Raw genomic sequence first — 17,156 nt, forward strand, 5'->3', positions numbered from 1 at the left:
GCCGATGCATGGCGCGCAAATCAAGAGGGCAGCTGCAGATCGCGGGAAAGTGCCTAGTTTGCCCCGCCTGCATTGCGGGAAAGCGGCACCGGCCCTTACCAGCTATCCGTGCCGTCCTCGGCCATATCGTTCAATTGTTTCTTGCCCTGCGCCTTGGCCTTGCGCGCACGCGAACGGTCGTAGAGCGTCTTTGCGGCCAGCCCGCCGACCACCATGATGGCGCCGGGCACCGAAGTCAGCGCCACGCGCGCCAGCACGCCGTGAGCGAGCGATTCGCCCAGCGAGCGGCCCTTCAGGATCGCGGTGGCCTTGCGCGGGGCATAGGCCTTGCCCAGCAGGGCGTGTTCCACCGCGCGCCGCGCGATGGCGGCACCGCCGCGCAGGGCAATGTCGGCGATGACCAGATTGGTGGCGGAATTGGGGCTGGGGCCGTGCAGGTCGGCCGCCTTGCCCTTGATCCGCGCCTTCACTTTGGCGGCGCGGCCCTTGGGTTTCTTTTCGTCAGCGGGGTCGGCATCCGGAAGCGCAGGAACGGCGGCTTCGGCCATGGCCGCTAACCGTCCCTGCTCGTCCTTGATTGCCCGTTGCAACTTGCCCAGGGCCATAGCCGTTACGCTTTCCCGGGCAGCTGGGCCCGCCTACTTCTTCTTGCCGAAGTCGACCGAAACGACGTTCGATCCATCCTCACTGGGAGTAATGCGCGAGGCCACGTCGCGTTCCGCATCGTTGCCCGGTTCGGCGGCGATCTCGTCTTCCAGCTCGTCGTCCGAAATCGCCTGGAACTGCAGGCCGAAGTCCACGGCCGGATCGACGAAGGCGGTAATCGCGGAGAACGGGATCACCAGATTCGACGGACGCTGGTTGAAGCTGAGGCTGACGGAAAAACCATCCTCTCCCACCGAAAGGTCCCAGAACTTGTTCTGGAGCACGATCGTCATCTCGTCCGGAAAGCGGGTGCGCAATTCGGGGGGAATCGACACACCGGGCGCTCCGGTCTTGAAGGTGATATAGAAGTGGTGGCCGCCCGGCAGGTTGCCGCCGGATGCTTCCACTTGGCCCAGTACGCGGCCGACGACGGCGCGCAGGGCCTCCTGGACGATCTCGTCGTAGGGGATCAGGCTGTCTTGAGGCGTATCGTTCATCGCGCCCTAGGTGCTTGCGCAAGACCTGCCGGTCAAGCGGGTTCGGCGATAAAATAGCATGACCGGGCGTGTTTTCCCTAGGTCGTTTTGATGCCCGGACCGGTCGAAATCACGATTTTCACCTGATTCCCGGCCTGGACCGCGACTCCTGCGTGGCCGCCCTAGGTGTAAATCCCGATGGCCGCCATGTACCCGGCGCGTACTAAGATTGCTCGCCCGCATGGCAACGCGCACAATTGATTCCGCGCGATAGAGGTCTATAGGCCCTTGCCATGCGTACCGCCTCGATCAATCGCAAGACCCACGAGACCCAGATCGCCGTTTCGGTGAACCTCGACGGCACGGGGGCCTATGACGTCTCCACCGGGATCGGCTTCCTCGATCATATGATCGAGCAGTTCTCGCGCCACTCGCTGATCGACATCACTTGCCATATCCAGGGCGACCTCCATGTGGACCAGCACCACACGGCGGAGGACAGCGCCATCGCGATCGGTCAGGCGATCAGCCAGGCGCTGGGCGACAAGGCCGGCATCGGCCGCTACGGCGACGTCCATTCGCCGATGGACGAGGCGCTGAGCCGCGTTTCGCTGGATATTTCGGGCCGCCCCTACTTCGTGTGGAAGGCCGGTTTCACGCAGGAAAAGCTGGGCGAATTCGATACCGAACTGGTCGAACACTGGTTCCATTCGATCTCGCAGGCCGTGGGCATCACCCTGCACATGGAACTGCTTTACGGCACCAACAACCACCACATTTGCGAAGGCCTGTTCAAGGGCTTTGCCCGTGCCATGCGCACGGCGGTGGAACTGGACCCGCGCAAGGGCGGCGCAATCCCCTCGACCAAGGGCATCCTCGGCGGAGACACTCTCTAATGGCACTCTTCATCTTCTCGCTTCGCTATATCGCGCCGGTCGAACAGGTCGATGCCCTGCTGGACGAACATGTCGAGTGGCTGCGCACCAACCATGCCGCCGGCCGCTTCGTCGGCTGGGGCCGCAAGGTGCCGCGCGATGGCGGGATCATCCTGGCCAAGGGCGACAGCCGCGAGGCGATGGTGGCGCTGGCCGCCAGCGATCCCTTCGTGGCGGGCGTGGTTGCCGAAGTGGACGTGATCGAATGGGCGCCGGGCTTCCTGGATGACAGCGTGGCCGGTCTCGCCGGATGACATTGGCGCTGATCGACTACGGCGCGGGCAATCTGCACTCGGTGGCGAACGCCTTGCGCGCGGCCGGGGCCGAGGACGTGGCGATCACTGCAAATCCCGATGTCGTGCGCGCGGCGGACCGCATCGTGCTGCCGGGCGTCGGCTCTTTCCGCGCCTGCGCCGAAGGGCTCTGGGGCATTGCCGGCATGGTGGAGGCGATGAACGAGCGCGTCCATGTGGGCGGGGCGCCGTTCCTGGGCATCTGCGTGGGCATGCAGCTGCTGGCCACGCGCGGTCTGGAGCATGGCGTGACGCGCGGGCTGGACTGGATCGGCGGGCAGGTGCAGCTGATCGAGCGCACCGATCCCGCGATCAAGATCCCGCACATGGGCTGGAACGATGTGTCGCTGGGCCGCAAGGACCCGGCGCAGGGCCTGATCGACGCAGGCGAGGCTTACTTCCTGCACTCCTACCACTTCCAGCCCGATGACGGCGCACATGTGGCGGCGATGACCGACCATGGCGGCGGCCTTGTCGCGGCGGTGGCCAGGGACAATGTCGTGGGCGTGCAGTTCCACCCGGAAAAGAGCCAGGCTTACGGCCTTTCGCTGCTGTCGCGGTTTCTGGAATGGAAGCCGTGAGCTTCGGCACCAAACACCTTCTTCGTCATCCCCGCGCAGGCGGGGATCCCGCTTTTCTTCTGCTCTCGTCCCGCCCTGCCGCCAGCGGGGCCCCCGCCTTCGCGGGGGCGACGAAGTAGTACAGGTCAGGATCGCAAGATGATCGTATTTCCCGCCATCGACCTCAAGCAGGGTCAGGTCGTCCGCCTCGCCGAAGGCGACATGGATCGCGCCACCGTCTATGGCGACAATCCCGCCGCGCAGGCCATGATGTTTGCCGAAGCGGGCTCGCAATACCTCCATGTCGTCGATCTCGACGGCTCCTTCGCAGGCAAGGCCGAGAACCGCGAGGCGGTGGAAGCCATCCTCGAAGTGTTCCCCGGCCACGTGCAACTCGGCGGCGGCATCCGCACGCGCGAAGCCGTGGCGGGCTGGTTCGAGCTTGGCGTCTCGCGCATCGTCATGGGCACGGCCGCGCTGAAGGACCCGCAGTTCGTCAAGGACATGGCCCAGGAATACCCCGGCGGCATCGTCGTCGCCGTGGATGCGCGCGACGGCATGGTCGCGACCGAGGGCTGGGCCGAAGTCTCCGACGTGTCGATCGTCGACATGGCCCGCCGGTTCGAGGATGCCGGCGTGGCATCGCTACTGTTCACTGACATCGGCCGCGATGGGCTGCTGAAGGGCGTGAATATCGACGCCACCGTCGATCTGGCGCGCCGCACCGACCTGCCGGTGATCGCATCGGGCGGCGTGAAGGGCCTCGACGACATCCGCCTGCTGGCGCTTCATGCCCGCGACGGGATCGAAGGCGTCATCACCGGGCGCGCGCTCTACGATGGGCGTCTCGACCTCGCCGCCGCGATCCAGATGGCCGAGCGCGAAGGGTGAGCGGCGCGCCGGTTCCGGCTGTCGGCGTCGCTGCTATGCGTTTCGTGGCGGTGCGTCCATGAACGAAAACCGTCTTATGGCCGTGCTGGCGATGGTCATTCTCGTGCCGAGCGCGCTCTGGGCGCTGCGCGATTTCCGCGAGGGCAAGGCGAAGCTCTTGCTGTTCAGCCGTGCGCGCTCGAAGATCGAGACCACGCTGGCGGACAATCCGACCAAGTTCTGGCGCTATTCGGCGTTCAATCTTGCCGTGTGCCTGACGCTGGGCGCATTGTGCGTGATGCTGTTCTTCAAGCCGGTAGAGTAAGTCATGACCGTTCGAATCCGCGTCATCCCCTGCCTCGATGTCCGCGACGGGCGCGTGGTGAAGGGCGTTAACTTCGTCGACCTGATCGACGCCGGCGACCCGGTCGAACAGGCGCGCGCCTATGACAAGGCCGGCGCGGACGAACTGTGCTTCCTCGACATTTCGGCCAGCCACGAAGGGCGCGGCACGCTGCTCGACGTGGTGCAGCGCACGGCGGAAGTCTGCTTCATGCCGCTGACCGTGGGCGGCGGCGTGCGCACGGCAGAAGACGCCCGCGCGCTGTTGCTGGCCGGCGCGGACAAAGTGGCGGTCAATTCCGCCGCCGTCTCGCGCCCCGAAGTAGTGGCGGACGTTGCCGAGAAATTCGGATCGCAGTGCATCGTTGCTTCGGTGGATGCGCGGCGGGTGGCGCCCGGCAAGTGGGAGATCTTCACCCACGGCGGCCGCAAGGCGACCGGGATCGACGCGCTGGAACACGCGGTGAAGCTGGCCGATTACGGCGCCGGCGAATTGCTCGTCACCTCGATGGACGGCGATGGCACGCAGAACGGATACGACCTGGCGCTCACCCGCGCGATTGCGGAATCGGTGTCGATTCCGGTGGTCGCCAGCGGCGGCGTCGGCAATCTCGACCATCTTGTCGCCGGCGTGACCGAGGGCAAGGCCAGTGCGGTACTGGCCGCATCGATCTTCCACTTCGGCAAGCACTCGATCGCCGAAGCCCATGCGGCGCTGCGCGCGGCGGGGCTGCCGGCGCGGGGATGAAGCTGCTGTAATATTCGCCGAAAACCTGCCCCGGATCGGGACGCGCCCACCTCGCAACTTGTCGTTGCGGGTGGGTGGGCCACAAGGGGGAACACCAAGTCGAAACTGCCGGAGTCGCCCCCCTTGCTCCCCCGTTTGATCGATACGCTTCCATCGCCGCGCGCGCGCTGGCTTCCCGGTCCCCGGATCCCGGTCCTGCTGGTCGCGACGCTTGCGCCCGTGCCCGCGTTCGCGGCCGACGCCACGGTGCTGCCCGAACCCAGCGGCCTCGTGCTGTTCGGCATCGGCGTGGCCGGCGTGTGGATCGGCCGGCGCTTCTCACGCGGGAAGAGCGAGGACTGAGCGCCAGCGCGCTTGACCCACGGCACCGGCTTGCGCATGGCTGCTGGCGATGAGCACTTCCGATACACTGGCTCGCCTCGAAGCGACCATCGCCGCGCGCCGCGATGCCGATCCCGCAAGCAGCTATGTCGCCAAGCTCCACACGAAGGGGCTGGGCAAGATCGCGCAGAAACTGGGTGAGGAGGCGACCGAGACGGTGATCGCCGCGCTGACCGAGGACGAGAAGGCGCTGACCGGCGAGGCGGCGGACCTGATCTTTCACCTCATGGTGCTGCTAGGTGCCCGCAACGTGCCGTTCAGTGCCGTTCTGGCCGAGCTGGACCGCCGTGAAGGCGTTTCGGGCATCGCCGAAAAGGCGGCGCGTCCACAAGACTGATAAGCGGAGATACCGATGCCGATCGACCCCAGAGAGCCTTACGACGACAACAATATCTTCGCCCGGATCCTGCGCGGCGAACTGCCGTGCTCCAAGGTCTATGAGGACGAGTTCGCGCTTGCTTTCAATGACATCCGCCCGCAAGCGCCGGTCCATGTGCTGGTCATCCCCAAGGCGCGCTATGTGTCGTGGGACGATTTTACCGCCAAGGCCGATGACGCGGAAATCGCCGGCTTCATGCGTGCGGTGGGCAACGTGACCCGGCAGCTGGAAATGGACGGCCCCGGCTACCGCCTGATGGTCAACATGGGCACTAACGGCCATCAGGAAGTGCCGCATCTGCACGTGCATATCTTCGGTGGGCGCCAGTTCTTCCAGATGATCGCGGATTGAGGTTTTTGGGGGATAACCGGGGTTTTCGCCCCGGTCATCTGCCATCACGTCGGCAATTCTCCCCCGCAGGGTTTGCAGGCCGGGCCCCTGCCGTTACACAACCGCCGCAATGAGCGACGATCCCCCTTCCTTGGACCCGCGCCCCCAAAGCGGCAGCTTCGACGGCCCGGTCCACCGCTATGCCCTGCGTGTGTTCTATGAGGATACTGACGCGGGCGGGGTGGTCTATCACGCCAATTACATCCGCTGGTTCGAACGTGCGCGGTCGGACCTGCTCGACCTGCTCGACATCGACCAGCGCGCGGCGCTGGAATCGGGAGAGGGGCTCTACACCGTGGCGGAGGTCCATATCCGCTACCTGTCGCCCGCCCGCCTTGGCGATTCCGTAGTGATCGATACCGAAGCCGTGCAGGTCGGCCGGGTCAGTTGCACCCTGCGCCAGACCGCCCGACGCGGAAAAATCCGCCTTGCCGAAGCTATGGTAAAGGTCGGGTTCATCAGTCCTGAGGGACGACCGCGCAAACAGCCCGAGGCTTGGCAACAGGCCTTCAAGACCATCCTCCAAAGCTCCTCGCAGGACCTCCAGCCCGGCCCGGAAGGACAAGAATGACTTTCGAAATACTCGCCTCCGCCATTTCCATCGGCAGCGATTCCAATCACCTGAACCCGATCGCACTCTTCCTCCACGCCGATATCGTCGTGCAGGCGATTATGGGCGGGCTGCTGCTGGCCAGCCTTTGGGTCTGGACGATCATCATCGGCTTCACCCTGCGCATGGGCGGCGTCTCGCGGGCCTCGGAAGATTACGAGGAAGGCTTCTGGGAGGCCCAGAATTTCGAAGCCTACCAGAAGGATCGCCGCCGCGGCGACGTGCCGATGGGCAAAGTGGCCGGTGCCGGCCTTGCCGAATGGCGCCGCAATGCCGCGATGAAGCAGATCGATCCGGAAGGCGCGCGCGAACGTATTGCCCTGGCCATGAGCTCCTCCGTCGGTGAAGAGGCGGACAATCTTTCCGCCCGCCTGAACTTCCTGGCGACGGTCGGTTCGGTTGCCCCGTTCGTGGGCCTGTTCGGCACCGTCTGGGGCATCATGAACAGCTTCTTCCAGATCGGCCAGCAGCAGAATTCCTCGCTCGCGGTGGTCGCGCCGGGCATTTCGGAAGCGCTGTTCGCCACTGCCATCGGCCTGTTCGCGGCGATCCCGGCGGTCATCGCCTACAACCGTTTCTCGCACCGCGTGAACCTGTTCGAATCGCGCATGCAGCGCTTTGCCGACAAGCTGCACTCCGCGCTCACGCGTGAGCTGGAGCAGCGCTGATGGGCATGGGCGTCTCCGGCGGAGGCAGGCGAGGGGGCCGTCGCAGCGGCGGCGGTCGCACGCCGATGGCCGAAATCAACGTGACGCCGCTGGTCGACGTCATGCTGGTGCTGCTGATCATCTTCATGGTCACCGCCCCGCTGCTGAAGGCGGCCGTGCCGGTGGACCTGCCCGACAGCCGCGCGCAGGCCATGAATGACGAGACCGACCAGCTGACGATCTCCATCAAGCGCGACGGCACCGTCTATTACGAGACCGAGGCGCTGGCGCCGGGCGAACTGTCCGAACGCCTTGCCGGCGTTCCCAATGGTTCCGACGGCCGCAAGCCGCAGGTTACGCTGCGCGCGGACAAGTCGCTCGACTACGGCCGCGTCATCGAAGTCATGGGTGAGCTGAACCATGCCGGTTTCACGTCGATCTCGCTGGTGACGGGTGTCAGCGGCGGTTCAGGCGGCTGAGCTAGGCTGATCGCGATGGCAACTCAGGGACTACGCAAGGAAGAGGGGCTGGGCCTCGCGGTGGCGATTGCGCTGCACGCGGCGGTTCTGGCCGCGCTTGTGCTGCATCCACCCAGGCCGCCCGTCATCACCCCGCCGCAGCGGATCGAAGTGACGCTCAGCGACGATGTCGGCCTGACGTCCACTTCGCCCAATCCCAACGAGCAGGCCGCACCCGATATCGCGCCGGAACTGGGTGAGGCGGTGCCGGCCCCGGCTCCCGAACCGGCGCCCCAACCGGCACCCGCGCCGGAACCGATTCCTGCGCCGGCGCCCAAGCCGATCCCGCAGCCCCGGCCCGCTCCGCCGGCTCCGGCACCCAAGCCTGCTCCTCGGCCGGTCCAGAAGCCAGCGCCCAAGCCTGCGCCGGTTCCGCCGGCCAAGCCCGCTCCGAAACCGGCGCCCAAGCCTGCCACCAAACCCGCCGCGCAGACGCAGCCGCGCAAGAGCCCGATCGACAATATCCTGGCCGGCACCGAACGTTCGGCCAACACCGCCACCAAGCCGGCAACGCAACCGACGAAAGCTGGCGGATCGAAGGTCGGCTCGGACTTCCTTGCCGGCGTTTCGGGCGCGACCAGCACCCAGGGCAAGGGCGCGCCCGCCGCGGCGGTGGGGCCACAAGTCCGCTCGGCCCTGTCGGGCGCGATTACCCGCCAGCTCAAGCCGCACTGGAATCCGCCAGACGGCGCCGATGCGGATCAGCTGGTAACGATCCTGTCGTTCAACCTGAATCCGGACGGCAGCCTTGCCGGCAAGCCCACGGTCGTACGACAGATGGGCATCACCGATGCCAACCGCGCGCAGGCGCAGCGCCATGCCGAACAGGCGATCCGGGCGGTGCAACTCGCTTCGCCTTTCAATCTCCCCTCGGAATACTATGATTCGTGGAAACGCGTTTCATCCTTCCGCTTCGACTTGAGGCTTTCGCAATGACTTCTCGTCCTCTTAGGTTCGTCCTGTCGTTCGCCCTGGCTTCGGCCGCGCCCGTCTACGAAGTTTATGCGCAATCGCAGCCGGCGCCGGCGCAACCCGCCCCGGCCCAATCTGCCTCCGGTCAGCCCGCACCGCAGGGCGATCAGGGCCTTGATGTGGATGATGGCGGCCTGACCGGCTCGGTTTCGGCCGACGGCGCCTGGCAGGACCTTGGCATCGCGATCACCAATTTCGCGACCGACAACGATGTGCCGACCAGCACCAACGCCGGATCGACTGCCGCGCTGGGCCGTGCGCTTTCGCAAGTGGTCGCATCGGACCTTCGCAACAACGGCCTGTTCAAGCCTTCGGGCCCCGATGGCCTGCCGCAGCCGGCCTATCCGCAAGTGCAGGCGCCCGACTACCCCACCTGGTCCGCGCGTGCCGCAAACATGCTGGTGCAGGGCTACGTCCGCGCCGGTGCGGACGGCAACCTGACGATCGGCTGCTACCTCTACGACGTGCAGCTCAAGCAGCAGCTGATCAAGGGCGGCTGGCAGGTCGGCCCGGCGGACTGGCGCCGCGCCGCGCACAAGTGCGCGGACATGGTCTATTCGCGCCTTTCGGGCGAAAGCCCCTTCTTCGATTCGAAGATCGCCTACATCGCCGAGACAGGTCCGAAGGACCACCGCATGAAGCGGCTGGCGATCATGGATTCGGACGGCGCCAACCACCGCTACCTGACCAGCGGGCAGGCCACCGCGCTGACGCCGCGCTATTCGCCGGATTATTCGAAGATCCTCTACCTGTCCTACCTCAACGGGCAGCCGAGCATCTACGTCTATGACCTTGCCAGCGATTCGCAGAAGCTGATCGCCCGCACCGGCGCGCCGACGATGGCGCCGCGCTGGTCGCCGGACGGCAAGTGGATCCTCTATTCGATGTCCACCGGCGGCAACACCGACATCTATCGCATCTCGTCCAGCGGCGGCACGCCCTCGCGCCTGACCAATACGCCGGGCATCTCGATCGGCGGGTCCTATTCGCCGGACGGCAACCAGATCGTGTTCGAAAGCGACCGTTCGGGTTCGCAGCAGGTCTATGTGATGAACGCGGACGGTTCGAACCAGCGCCGCATCAGCTTCTTCGGCGGCCGTTCGGCCACGCCGGAATGGAGCCCGCGCGGGGACCAGATCGCCTTCACCCACATCGCCGGCAACTTGCGCATCGCGGTGATGACCCCCAGCGGCGGTGGTATGCGCTACCTCACCAATTCCTGGCAGGACGAGGCGCCGACCTGGTCGCCCAACGGCCGCATCGTCCAGTTCTTCCGTACCGAGAAGAGCACGGGCAAGTCGTCGATCTGGCAGGTGGACCTTACCGGTAAGAACGAGCGAAAGCTGCCGACCCCCGTCGGCGCTTCGGATCCGGCCTGGGGCCCCGTTCGCCCCTGAGCCTTTCTTGCGCTGCAGCCTGAGCGCTGCCGGCCCCCGGTCGGCAACCGTTCAGGTTGACAGTGTTTAAAATTACACGGAACCTCAACAGACGCAGGCCATTTAAATGGCTGCGCACCACAGGAGATTGCCTCATGCCTGCCCTCATGTCCCCCCTCCCGCGAAAAGCCGGATACGTGAAGACCGGAACGACAATGCTCCTCGTCGCCGGCGCGCTGGCCGTGTCGGCATGCGGCACCAAGGCGCCCAAGCAGCTTCCGCCCGAGCCGGGCCCGGCCACCACCACCCAGGGCCCCGAGCAGCCGAGCGGCCCGGTTCCGGGCAGCCAGGCCGATTTCGTGTCGAAGATGATGGGTTCGGACACCATCCACTTCGCGCTCGACCGCTATGACATCGACGCGGAAGACCAGGCCGCGCTGTCGAAGCAGGCGCAGTGGCTGATGCAGTACCCGAACAAGCGCGCCACGATCGAAGGCCATGCCGACGAACGCGGCACCCGCGAATACAACCTTGCGCTGGGTGAGCGCCGCGCCAATGCGGCGAAGAACTACCTCGTCAGCCTGGGCGTCGATGCTGCGCGCATCAACACCGTCAGCTACGGCAAGGAACGCCCGATCGCGCTTGGCTCGGACGAGGCGGCATGGGCGCAGAACCGCCGCGCGGTGACCGTGACGATCGACTGATCCTGATCGATCCGATGATTTCCGAGAAGGCCCGGTTCGCAAGTGCGAGCCGGGCCTTTTCATTTCTGACGCTTTTACGGTGCGCCCACATGGGGCTTGCAATGGTTTCGAGTCGGCAGGTATCGGCGGTCGAATGAGTCGGGCTGGTCGTTCCATGGATTGGGGATTTCCGCGCTGGCGCAGCTATGGCAGCTCGCGCGAGGCGGCGCAGGTGCGCCTGTGCGACCGGCACGGCTGCAATGAGCCGGGCGATTGCCCCGCGCCGAAGAGCCCGAACAGCCCCGATCGCTGGTATTTCTGCCAGAAGCACGCCGCCGAATACAACGCTGGGTGGGACTATTTCGCCGGCCTCGATGCCGAGGAAGCCGCGCGGCGCGAGGCAGAGGAGCGCTCCGAAGCCGAAGGTTACAAGGAATCGGCGCACTATGGCTGGGCCGGTTCGGGTGACGGCACGCGCAGCCGGGACGAACTTCGCGCGCTGGAAGCGCTGGGCCTCGACCCCGATGCGGACTTCGACGCCGTGCGCAAGGCCTGGCGCATGAAGGCCAAGGAAGTCCACCCGGACGTGAAGCCGGGCGATGCGGAAGCGGCCAAGGCCTTCCAGACCTATCAGCTGGCCTACGAAGTGCTGCGCGCGGCCGAGGAACGCCGCGAGTGGAAGGGCCGCTGAGCCACGCAGACCGCGCGGTGGCCACTGCTCACCCGCATATTCAATCCGGTCCGATCCGCCCCCTTCAGGAGCCTGTCATGCAAATCCGCGTTGCCGTTCCCGCCGACCTGCCTGCGCTCCACCCGGTTATCGAGCGGGCCTATCGGGGGGACAGCGCAAGGGCGGGCTGGACCTTCGAATCCGATCTGCTGGACGGCGAACGCACCGATCTGGAAGAACTGACTGCCGTTCTCGAAAGCCCCGCCGATCGCTTGCTGGTTGCGCTGTCGGACGAAGGCGCGCCGATCGGATGCGTACAGGTTACGAATCGGGGAGAGGGGCTGTGCTACCTCGGCCTGCTCTGCATCGATCCGCTGCTTCAGGCCGGCGGCATGGGCCGCGCGATGATTGTCGCGGCGGAAAGCCTGGCGCGCGATGTGTTCGGCGCGCGGGCCATGGAAATGACGGTGATCGACCGGCGGCTGGAGCTGATCGCCTATTACGAGCGGCGCGGTTACGGCCTGACCGGCGAGAAGCGGCCATTTCCGATCCTGCTTGATCCGCCGCTGGAAATGGTGGTGCTGGAGAAGCCGCTGCTGCCGGAAAATCTTCCCGGCTGAGCGCCGATATCAGGCCGATACGACAAAGGGCGCGCCTTGCGGCGCGCCCTTCGCGTTTGGCCATATGATGTGCCGCGGCGCTTACTTGGGCGCCAGCACCATCAGCATCTGGCGGCCTTCCATGCGCGGATAGGCTTCGACCTTGGCGATTTCCGCCACGTCTTCCTGCACGCGGCGCAGCAGGTTCATGCCCAGCTGCTGGTGCGAAAGCTCGCGACCGCGGAAACGCAGGGTCACCTTCACCTTGTCACCGTCACCGATGAAGCGTTGGACGTTGCGCATCTTGGTGTCGTAATCGTGGTCATCGATGTTCGGACGCATCTTGATCTCTTTGATCTCCTGCGTCTTCTGGGTCTTGCGCGCGGCATTGGCCTTTTTCTGGGCCTCATACCGGTACTTGCCGACATCGAGGAACTTGCAGACCGGCGGATCGGCGTTGGGCGAGACTTCGACCAGGTCAAGGCCGACTTCGGCCGCCTGCTCGATTGCCTGGCGCGTGTACATCACGCCGATGTTCTCGCCGTTTTCATCGATCACGCGGACCTTGTCCGACTGGATCATGTTATTGAAGCGCGGTCCACTCTTGACCGGGGGCGTCATCATACGCCGGGGTGGGGGTGCTATATGCGTTCTCCTGAATCGCTTCTGTCAATCGGGTGCAAGTTCGGGCGTCATTAGTGCGAATCGCGTCGACACGCAAAGGCGGATTTCACTGAAATCTACAGGACGCCGCTGCCGTATGAAACGGTCCATGCGGATATAGGGTTTCAGAGTCTGTTTTGAAATGCCCGGAAGGGCATTTTCGGATGCGGCACCGGCCCACTCCCCCACCCGACCACCCATCAGGATACACTCGTGGGAGGTCGGCCCCTTCAGCGAAAAGGTCCCCCGGACCTTTTCGTGTTCTTCAGGACGGGAGTGGGCCGGTGCCGCGAAATTCGCTTCAAGCGAATTTTCAAATAGGTTCAGGCGGCGGATCGCCAGAGGGGGTAACGCACAAGTTGATCTTTCGCGGCGACCAGTGCGTCGATCCGCTCGGCCGGCTGAAGCGCCTTCAGGATGATCGGATCGGCGGCATCCATCCCCCCGGTCAGCGCGCCGAAAGCCGGCAGAATCAGCCGATTTCCGCCATGGACGACGCAAGGGCGGGCAATGCGCCTGCCGCGCGCGTGGACGATCAGGCGGGGGTGGTAATGGCCGGACAGTTCGGGCTCTGCCATGCCCGGTTTCGCTTCGTGGCGCAGCATGATGCCGCCAATGGCGATTTCCTCGACGCGGGTGCCGCCTGCCTCTGCGCCCAGATGCGGATCGTGATTTCCGGTAATCCACACCCAGTCCAGCGCGTGGGTCAGCGCGGAAAGCATCCCGGCCGTATGGGGATCGAGTCTGTCCGTTCCCGCGCTGTCGTGGAAATTGTCCCCCAGCGCATAGACGCGCCGCGCGCCGGTCTGCCGCACGGCCAGCGCTAGCCGTTCCAGCGTCTCGCGGCTGTCGTAGGGGGGCAGCATCTGGCCGGTCCTGGCGAAGAAGCTGGCCTTTTCCAGATGCAGGTCCGCCACCAGCAGGGCCTGTTCGCGCGGCCAGTAGAGCGCCGCCCCGCGCCCTGCCGGGGCGGACACGAGGCACATCTCCTGCGCGCAGAACGAAAAGGGAACCATGGCTTTCCCTTGCCGCAGGCCGCCGGTTTTGGCAAGCGCCCCGCTGAAGGGGAGATTGCATGACCGACTGGACCGCCCAAAGCGAACGCGCCCGCGACTGGTTCGAAACCCTGCGTGACCGGATCTGCGCCGAGTTCGAGGCGATCGAGCGCGAGGCAGGCTCCTCCGCAGCGTTCGACTACACGCCGTGGAAACGCGCGGCGGTGGAAGGCGGCGAAGAGGGAGAGACGGGCGGCGGCACCCGCGGCTTGATGAAGGGCCAGGTGTTCGAGAAGGTGGGCGTCAACGTCTCCACCGTCGTCGGATCGCTGTCGAAGGATTTTGCCGGCACCATCAACGGCGCCTCGGCCGAGCAGAATGCCTTTTCGGCGACGGGCATCAGCCTTGTCGCCCACATGGCCAATCCGCACGTGCCGGCGGTGCATATGAACACCCGCTTCCTGACGACGACCAAGGCCTGGTTCGGCGGCGGCGCCGACCTCAATCCGCCGATCGCCTATGATGAGGACACGGCCGAGTTCCACGCCGAACTCAAGGCCGCCTGCGACGCGCATGGCGACAATTACTATGAGCGGTACAAGGCCTGGGCCGACGATTACTTCTACATCCCGCACCGCAAGGTCCATCGCGGCGTCGGCGGCATCTTCTACGATCACCTCGAATGCGCGGACGTGGCGGCATGGGAAGCGAACTTCGCCTTCACGCGTGCCGTGGGCGAGGCATTCCTTGCGGTGTTCCCCCGCCTCGTGCGCCGGCGGATGGGGATGGAATTCTCGGCCGAGGACAAGGCACGCCAGCTCGAATGGCGCGGCCGCTACGCCGAATTCAACCTGGTCTATGACCGGGGGACGCTGTTCGGCCTCAAGACCGGCGGCAATATCGACGCCATCCTGATGAGCCTGCCGCCCGAAGCGACGTGGAACTGAAGCAGGGGAGCTGATGCCGGCAGGCCGTCCGGCCGCTTTTATGGAACGGGGCGTGCCGTTTTCGTTGATGGACAGGGAGTTGCTCGCTCGCGGATAGAGGGGCGGGGCTTCCTTCCACGCGAGTTTTTCATGCGACTTTCCCGACGGTCCTTGGTGCAGGCGGCACTGTGCATGCCTGCGCTTCACGCTCTTGGCGCAGCGCGCGCGCTGGCCGCGCCCGCCAGTGGCGATATGGCGGCCTTCATCGCTGCCATGCCCAAGGCGGAATACCACGTCCATCTCGAAGGCACGCTGGAGGCGGAGATGAAGTTCGCGCTGGCGCAGCGCAACGGGTTGAAGCTGCCTTATGCCGATGTCGCGGCGATGAAGCGCAGCTATGTCTACCATGATCTGCCGAGTTTTCTGGCGATCTACTACGACGGCATGAACGTGCTGCTGAAGCAGCAGGACTTCTACGATCTGGCCTATGCCTATCTGGCCAAGGCCCATGCGCAGAACGTGCTCTATGCGGAGATGTTCTTCGATCCCCAGCAGCATATCGACCGGGGCATCCCGATCGAGGCGGTGATCGGTGGCATCACTCAGGCGCGTGCGGATGCGCAGGCACGGCTGGGCATCGAATCGCAGTTGATCCTCTGCTTCATGCGCGATCTGAGCGCGGACAATGCGATGAAGGCGCTGGATGCGGCGCTGCCCTATCGGGAAAAACTGGTGGGCGTCGGCCTCGATTCGGACGAGAAGGACAATCCGCCCGGCAAGTTCGCCGCCCATTTCGCCAAGGCGCGCGCGGCGGGGCTGCACGTTACCGCGCACTGCGACGTCAACCAGAAGGACACGCTGGGCCACATCCGCGAGGCATTGATGGATATCCATGTCGAACGCATCGATCACGGCGGCAACATCCTGCAATCGCCCGAACTGATGGCGATCGCGCGCGAGCGGGGCGTTCCCTTCACGGTCTGCCCCACCTTCTCGGGCCAGATCATGGTCGACGGCAAGCCGGTCGACGTGGTGCGCAGGATGCTGGACAACGGGCTGAAGGTCACGCTCAATTCGGACGATCCGGCCTACATGGGCAGCGAATATATCAACGAAGTCATGATGCGGGCCCAGGCGCGCAGCCGGCTGACCAAGGCCGAACTGGTGCAGATCGAGCGCAATGCCTTCGACGCGGCGTGGATCGCGCCGGAACGACGCGCCGCGTTCCAGAGCAGGCTGGATGCCTTCGCTCAGCAGCAGGGATTGATCGCCTAGGGACTTTCCCCTGACGCGCTGGGGGCTGCCCCCAATGGGCCGGCAGCCAATTCGCTTGCACCATCGTTACTGCAATGACCCCGCGCGATGGCGGGCAGGAGGTGACGATGCACGACCGATCCTGGAAAATGTTCGCTGGCGCCAATGCGGTAGTGCTGGGCATGGCCATGGTGTCCAAGGCCTGGAGCCAGGATCCTGCGCCCCCGCCACCCGCGCCGCCCGCAGCGGCGATGGCACCGGATGCGGATGCGCGCGATCAGGTGGTGCAGGTCTGCATGGCTGAGGCCAAGACGCGCGGCGAGAAGCTGGGTGCGGTGGACGTCAGCATGCGCAAGGTTGAGGATACCGACAAGAAGAGCGACGGACGGGCATCGCTGCGCGCGCAAGTCGATGTGGCGCTGCGCCAGAAGGACGGGACGACCAAGACCAAGAAGCGGACCATCAAATGCGATACGCGCCACGGCGTCGTGACTGCGTTTACCTATAGCAACTGATCGGAACAGCGATCGCTCAGCATGGACGCATTTGCATGCCGCCCGGGCTGCAACGCAAGGGCACGTCCATCGCCTTGACCACTGGGGCGTTGTCGCGCCGATCCGACACCACCAGTGCATCGACATCGAGTTTTTCGAACAACTGAACGCCGCAGGCGCGGCCGTCGGTCCAGCGCACTTGCGCGCGGTACTCGCGGTGCGAAGGCATGCGGACGATCACGATGTCGCCTGCATGCGGCGCGGCTCCGCGCAGCAGCAGGCACATGCCGCGTTCCGAGACATTGCGGACGAGTGTGGTTTCCTCCGAACGATGCGCTGCAGCGGCGGTGCCATCGCGGTTGGTCGAAACCACGGTGGCGCGAATCAGTGTGCGCATCCTTGGCGCGCGCGGATGCTGGTCGCCGTGTTGAGGGCCGCCGTCATCCGCGTCCGGAAGGAAGGAGGCGGTGATGAGTTCATCGTCGCTCATTCCCAGAATCGCGGCGTAGACCGCCATGTCCAAATTTTTCCCCATTGCCGCCTCCTCACATGGCGGATGCGGGGCCGAGGCCTTTCGCACCCTGCCATTCTTCGCCCCGATCATCACGGCGCGCATGTTTAGGCGCGTTTAAGCGGGACCTCGTGGTCTTCCTCAGGCAAACGATTGCATGTGGATTCCGCGGAGGATTCGGGTTTAGGATCGCCTGTCGGGACCCGAAGCAGGCGCCCG

General features: G+C 65.3%; 25 protein-coding genes. 20 read left to right on the forward strand and 5 right to left on the reverse strand.

Annotation, left to right across the window (positions count from 1 at the left end; all coding sequences use genetic code 11):
* Positions 1-95: 95 nt before the first annotated feature.
* A complete protein-coding gene (locus ACZ1JV_RS11245; RefSeq protein WP_465136290.1) occupies positions 96-605 on the reverse strand; it encodes a hypothetical protein in 510 nt (169 codons plus the stop codon).
* A 33-nt stretch (positions 606-638) separates the two neighbouring features.
* Positions 639-1,142 carry an SspB family protein gene (locus ACZ1JV_RS11250; RefSeq protein ID WP_465151627.1) on the reverse strand — a complete coding sequence of 168 codons (504 nt, stop codon included), beginning with the start codon at positions 1,140-1,142 and terminating at the stop codon, positions 639-641.
* A 272-nt stretch (positions 1,143-1,414) separates the two neighbouring features.
* Between ACZ1JV_RS11250 and hisB the strand changes: the two genes are divergently transcribed.
* From hisB to ACZ1JV_RS11335, 17 genes are all read left to right on the forward strand, one after another.
* The gene (hisB, locus tag ACZ1JV_RS11255) at positions 1,415-2,017 is read left to right on the forward strand and encodes an imidazoleglycerol-phosphate dehydratase HisB (RefSeq protein ID WP_465151628.1); all 603 of its coding nucleotides are present in this window, start codon (positions 1,415-1,417) and stop codon (positions 2,015-2,017) included.
* On the forward strand, positions 2,017-2,310 hold the full coding sequence (locus ACZ1JV_RS11260) for a YciI family protein (RefSeq protein WP_465151629.1): 294 nt from the start codon (positions 2,017-2,019) through the stop codon (positions 2,308-2,310). The genes hisB and ACZ1JV_RS11260 overlap by 1 nt, the downstream gene beginning before the upstream one ends.
* Complete coding sequence (gene hisH / locus ACZ1JV_RS11265; protein ID WP_465151630.1) at positions 2,307-2,930, forward strand: imidazole glycerol phosphate synthase subunit HisH; 624 nt, start codon at positions 2,307-2,309, stop codon at positions 2,928-2,930. Before ACZ1JV_RS11260 ends, hisH begins: the two co-directional genes overlap by 4 nt.
* A 138-nt stretch (positions 2,931-3,068) precedes the next feature.
* Entirely contained in the window at positions 3,069-3,800 is a 732-nt protein-coding gene (gene hisA / locus ACZ1JV_RS11270; protein WP_465151631.1) for a 1-(5-phosphoribosyl)-5-[(5-phosphoribosylamino)methylideneamino]imidazole-4-carboxamide isomerase, read from the forward strand.
* A 58-nt stretch (positions 3,801-3,858) separates the two neighbouring features.
* Positions 3,859-4,104, forward strand: coding sequence for a hypothetical protein (locus ACZ1JV_RS11275; protein WP_465136284.1), 246 nt, complete (start codon positions 3,859-3,861; stop codon positions 4,102-4,104).
* 3 nt (positions 4,105-4,107) lie between these two features.
* A complete protein-coding gene (gene hisF, locus ACZ1JV_RS11280; protein ID WP_465151632.1) occupies positions 4,108-4,869 on the forward strand; it encodes an imidazole glycerol phosphate synthase subunit HisF in 762 nt (253 codons plus the stop codon).
* A gap of 123 nt (positions 4,870-4,992) precedes the next feature.
* Positions 4,993-5,211 carry a PEP-CTERM sorting domain-containing protein gene (locus ACZ1JV_RS11285; RefSeq protein WP_465151633.1) on the forward strand — a complete coding sequence of 73 codons (219 nt, stop codon included), beginning with the start codon at positions 4,993-4,995 and terminating at the stop codon, positions 5,209-5,211.
* A 49-nt stretch (positions 5,212-5,260) separates the two neighbouring features.
* Positions 5,261-5,587, forward strand: coding sequence for a phosphoribosyl-ATP diphosphatase (locus ACZ1JV_RS11290; protein WP_465151634.1), 327 nt, complete (start codon positions 5,261-5,263; stop codon positions 5,585-5,587).
* A 15-nt stretch (positions 5,588-5,602) separates the two neighbouring features.
* Positions 5,603-5,980 (forward strand): histidine triad nucleotide-binding protein, encoded by a 378-nt coding sequence (locus ACZ1JV_RS11295; RefSeq protein WP_465136281.1) that lies wholly within the window; start codon positions 5,603-5,605, stop codon positions 5,978-5,980.
* A 109-nt stretch (positions 5,981-6,089) separates the two neighbouring features.
* The gene (locus tag ACZ1JV_RS11300) at positions 6,090-6,590 is read left to right on the forward strand and encodes a YbgC/FadM family acyl-CoA thioesterase (RefSeq protein ID WP_465151635.1); all 501 of its coding nucleotides are present in this window, start codon (positions 6,090-6,092) and stop codon (positions 6,588-6,590) included.
* Positions 6,587-7,297, forward strand: a complete 711-nt coding sequence (gene tolQ / locus ACZ1JV_RS11305; RefSeq protein WP_465151636.1) for a protein TolQ — start codon at positions 6,587-6,589, stop codon at positions 7,295-7,297. The genes ACZ1JV_RS11300 and tolQ overlap by 4 nt, the downstream gene beginning before the upstream one ends.
* Complete coding sequence (locus ACZ1JV_RS11310) at positions 7,297-7,755, forward strand: ExbD/TolR family protein (protein WP_465136278.1); 459 nt, start codon at positions 7,297-7,299, stop codon at positions 7,753-7,755. Before tolQ ends, ACZ1JV_RS11310 begins: the two co-directional genes overlap by 1 nt.
* A 15-nt stretch (positions 7,756-7,770) precedes the next feature.
* Positions 7,771-8,730: a hypothetical protein gene (locus ACZ1JV_RS11315; RefSeq protein WP_465151637.1), complete on the forward strand. Its 960-nt coding sequence runs from the start codon at positions 7,771-7,773 to the stop codon at positions 8,728-8,730.
* Entirely contained in the window at positions 8,727-10,163 is a 1,437-nt protein-coding gene (gene tolB, locus ACZ1JV_RS11320; RefSeq protein WP_465151638.1) for a Tol-Pal system beta propeller repeat protein TolB, read from the forward strand. The genes ACZ1JV_RS11315 and tolB overlap by 4 nt, the downstream gene beginning before the upstream one ends.
* A 194-nt stretch (positions 10,164-10,357) precedes the next feature.
* Positions 10,358-10,846 (forward strand): peptidoglycan-associated lipoprotein Pal, encoded by a 489-nt coding sequence (pal, locus tag ACZ1JV_RS11325; protein ID WP_465138596.1) that lies wholly within the window; start codon positions 10,358-10,360, stop codon positions 10,844-10,846.
* Between the two features lie 133 nt (positions 10,847-10,979).
* Complete coding sequence (locus ACZ1JV_RS11330) at positions 10,980-11,516, forward strand: J domain-containing protein (RefSeq protein ID WP_395391636.1); 537 nt, start codon at positions 10,980-10,982, stop codon at positions 11,514-11,516.
* Between the two features lie 77 nt (positions 11,517-11,593).
* A complete protein-coding gene (locus tag ACZ1JV_RS11335) occupies positions 11,594-12,115 on the forward strand; it encodes a GNAT family N-acetyltransferase (RefSeq protein WP_465151639.1) in 522 nt (173 codons plus the stop codon).
* Between the two features lie 81 nt (positions 12,116-12,196).
* On the opposite strand, the gene infC is transcribed toward ACZ1JV_RS11335, so the two are convergent.
* Positions 12,197-12,718, reverse strand: coding sequence for a translation initiation factor IF-3 (infC, locus tag ACZ1JV_RS11340; protein ID WP_465136274.1), 522 nt, complete (start codon positions 12,716-12,718; stop codon positions 12,197-12,199).
* A 362-nt stretch (positions 12,719-13,080) separates the two neighbouring features.
* Positions 13,081-13,773, reverse strand: a complete 693-nt coding sequence (gene pdeM / locus ACZ1JV_RS11345; RefSeq protein WP_465151640.1) for a ligase-associated DNA damage response endonuclease PdeM — start codon at positions 13,771-13,773, stop codon at positions 13,081-13,083.
* A 59-nt stretch (positions 13,774-13,832) separates the two neighbouring features.
* On the opposite strand from pdeM, the gene hemF reads away from it, so the two are divergent.
* The 3 genes from hemF to ACZ1JV_RS11360 all read left to right on the forward strand — a co-directional run bounded on the left by hemF (position 13,833) and on the right by ACZ1JV_RS11360 (position 16,447).
* Positions 13,833-14,699: an oxygen-dependent coproporphyrinogen oxidase gene (gene hemF / locus ACZ1JV_RS11350; protein ID WP_465151641.1), complete on the forward strand. Its 867-nt coding sequence runs from the start codon at positions 13,833-13,835 to the stop codon at positions 14,697-14,699.
* A 171-nt stretch (positions 14,700-14,870) separates the two neighbouring features.
* Positions 14,871-15,953, forward strand: coding sequence for an adenosine deaminase (gene add, locus ACZ1JV_RS11355; protein WP_465151642.1), 1,083 nt, complete (start codon positions 14,871-14,873; stop codon positions 15,951-15,953).
* A gap of 107 nt (positions 15,954-16,060) precedes the next feature.
* Complete coding sequence (locus tag ACZ1JV_RS11360; RefSeq protein WP_465136270.1) at positions 16,061-16,447, forward strand: hypothetical protein; 387 nt, start codon at positions 16,061-16,063, stop codon at positions 16,445-16,447.
* A gap of 16 nt (positions 16,448-16,463) precedes the next feature.
* Here ACZ1JV_RS11360 and ACZ1JV_RS11365 read toward each other — a convergent pair whose 3' ends face one another.
* Positions 16,464-16,961: a PilZ domain-containing protein gene (locus ACZ1JV_RS11365; RefSeq protein WP_465151643.1), complete on the reverse strand. Its 498-nt coding sequence runs from the start codon at positions 16,959-16,961 to the stop codon at positions 16,464-16,466.
* Between the last annotated feature and the right edge of the window lie 195 nt (positions 16,962-17,156).

The organism is Novosphingobium sp. BL-S-19 (genome assembly GCF_055521675.1).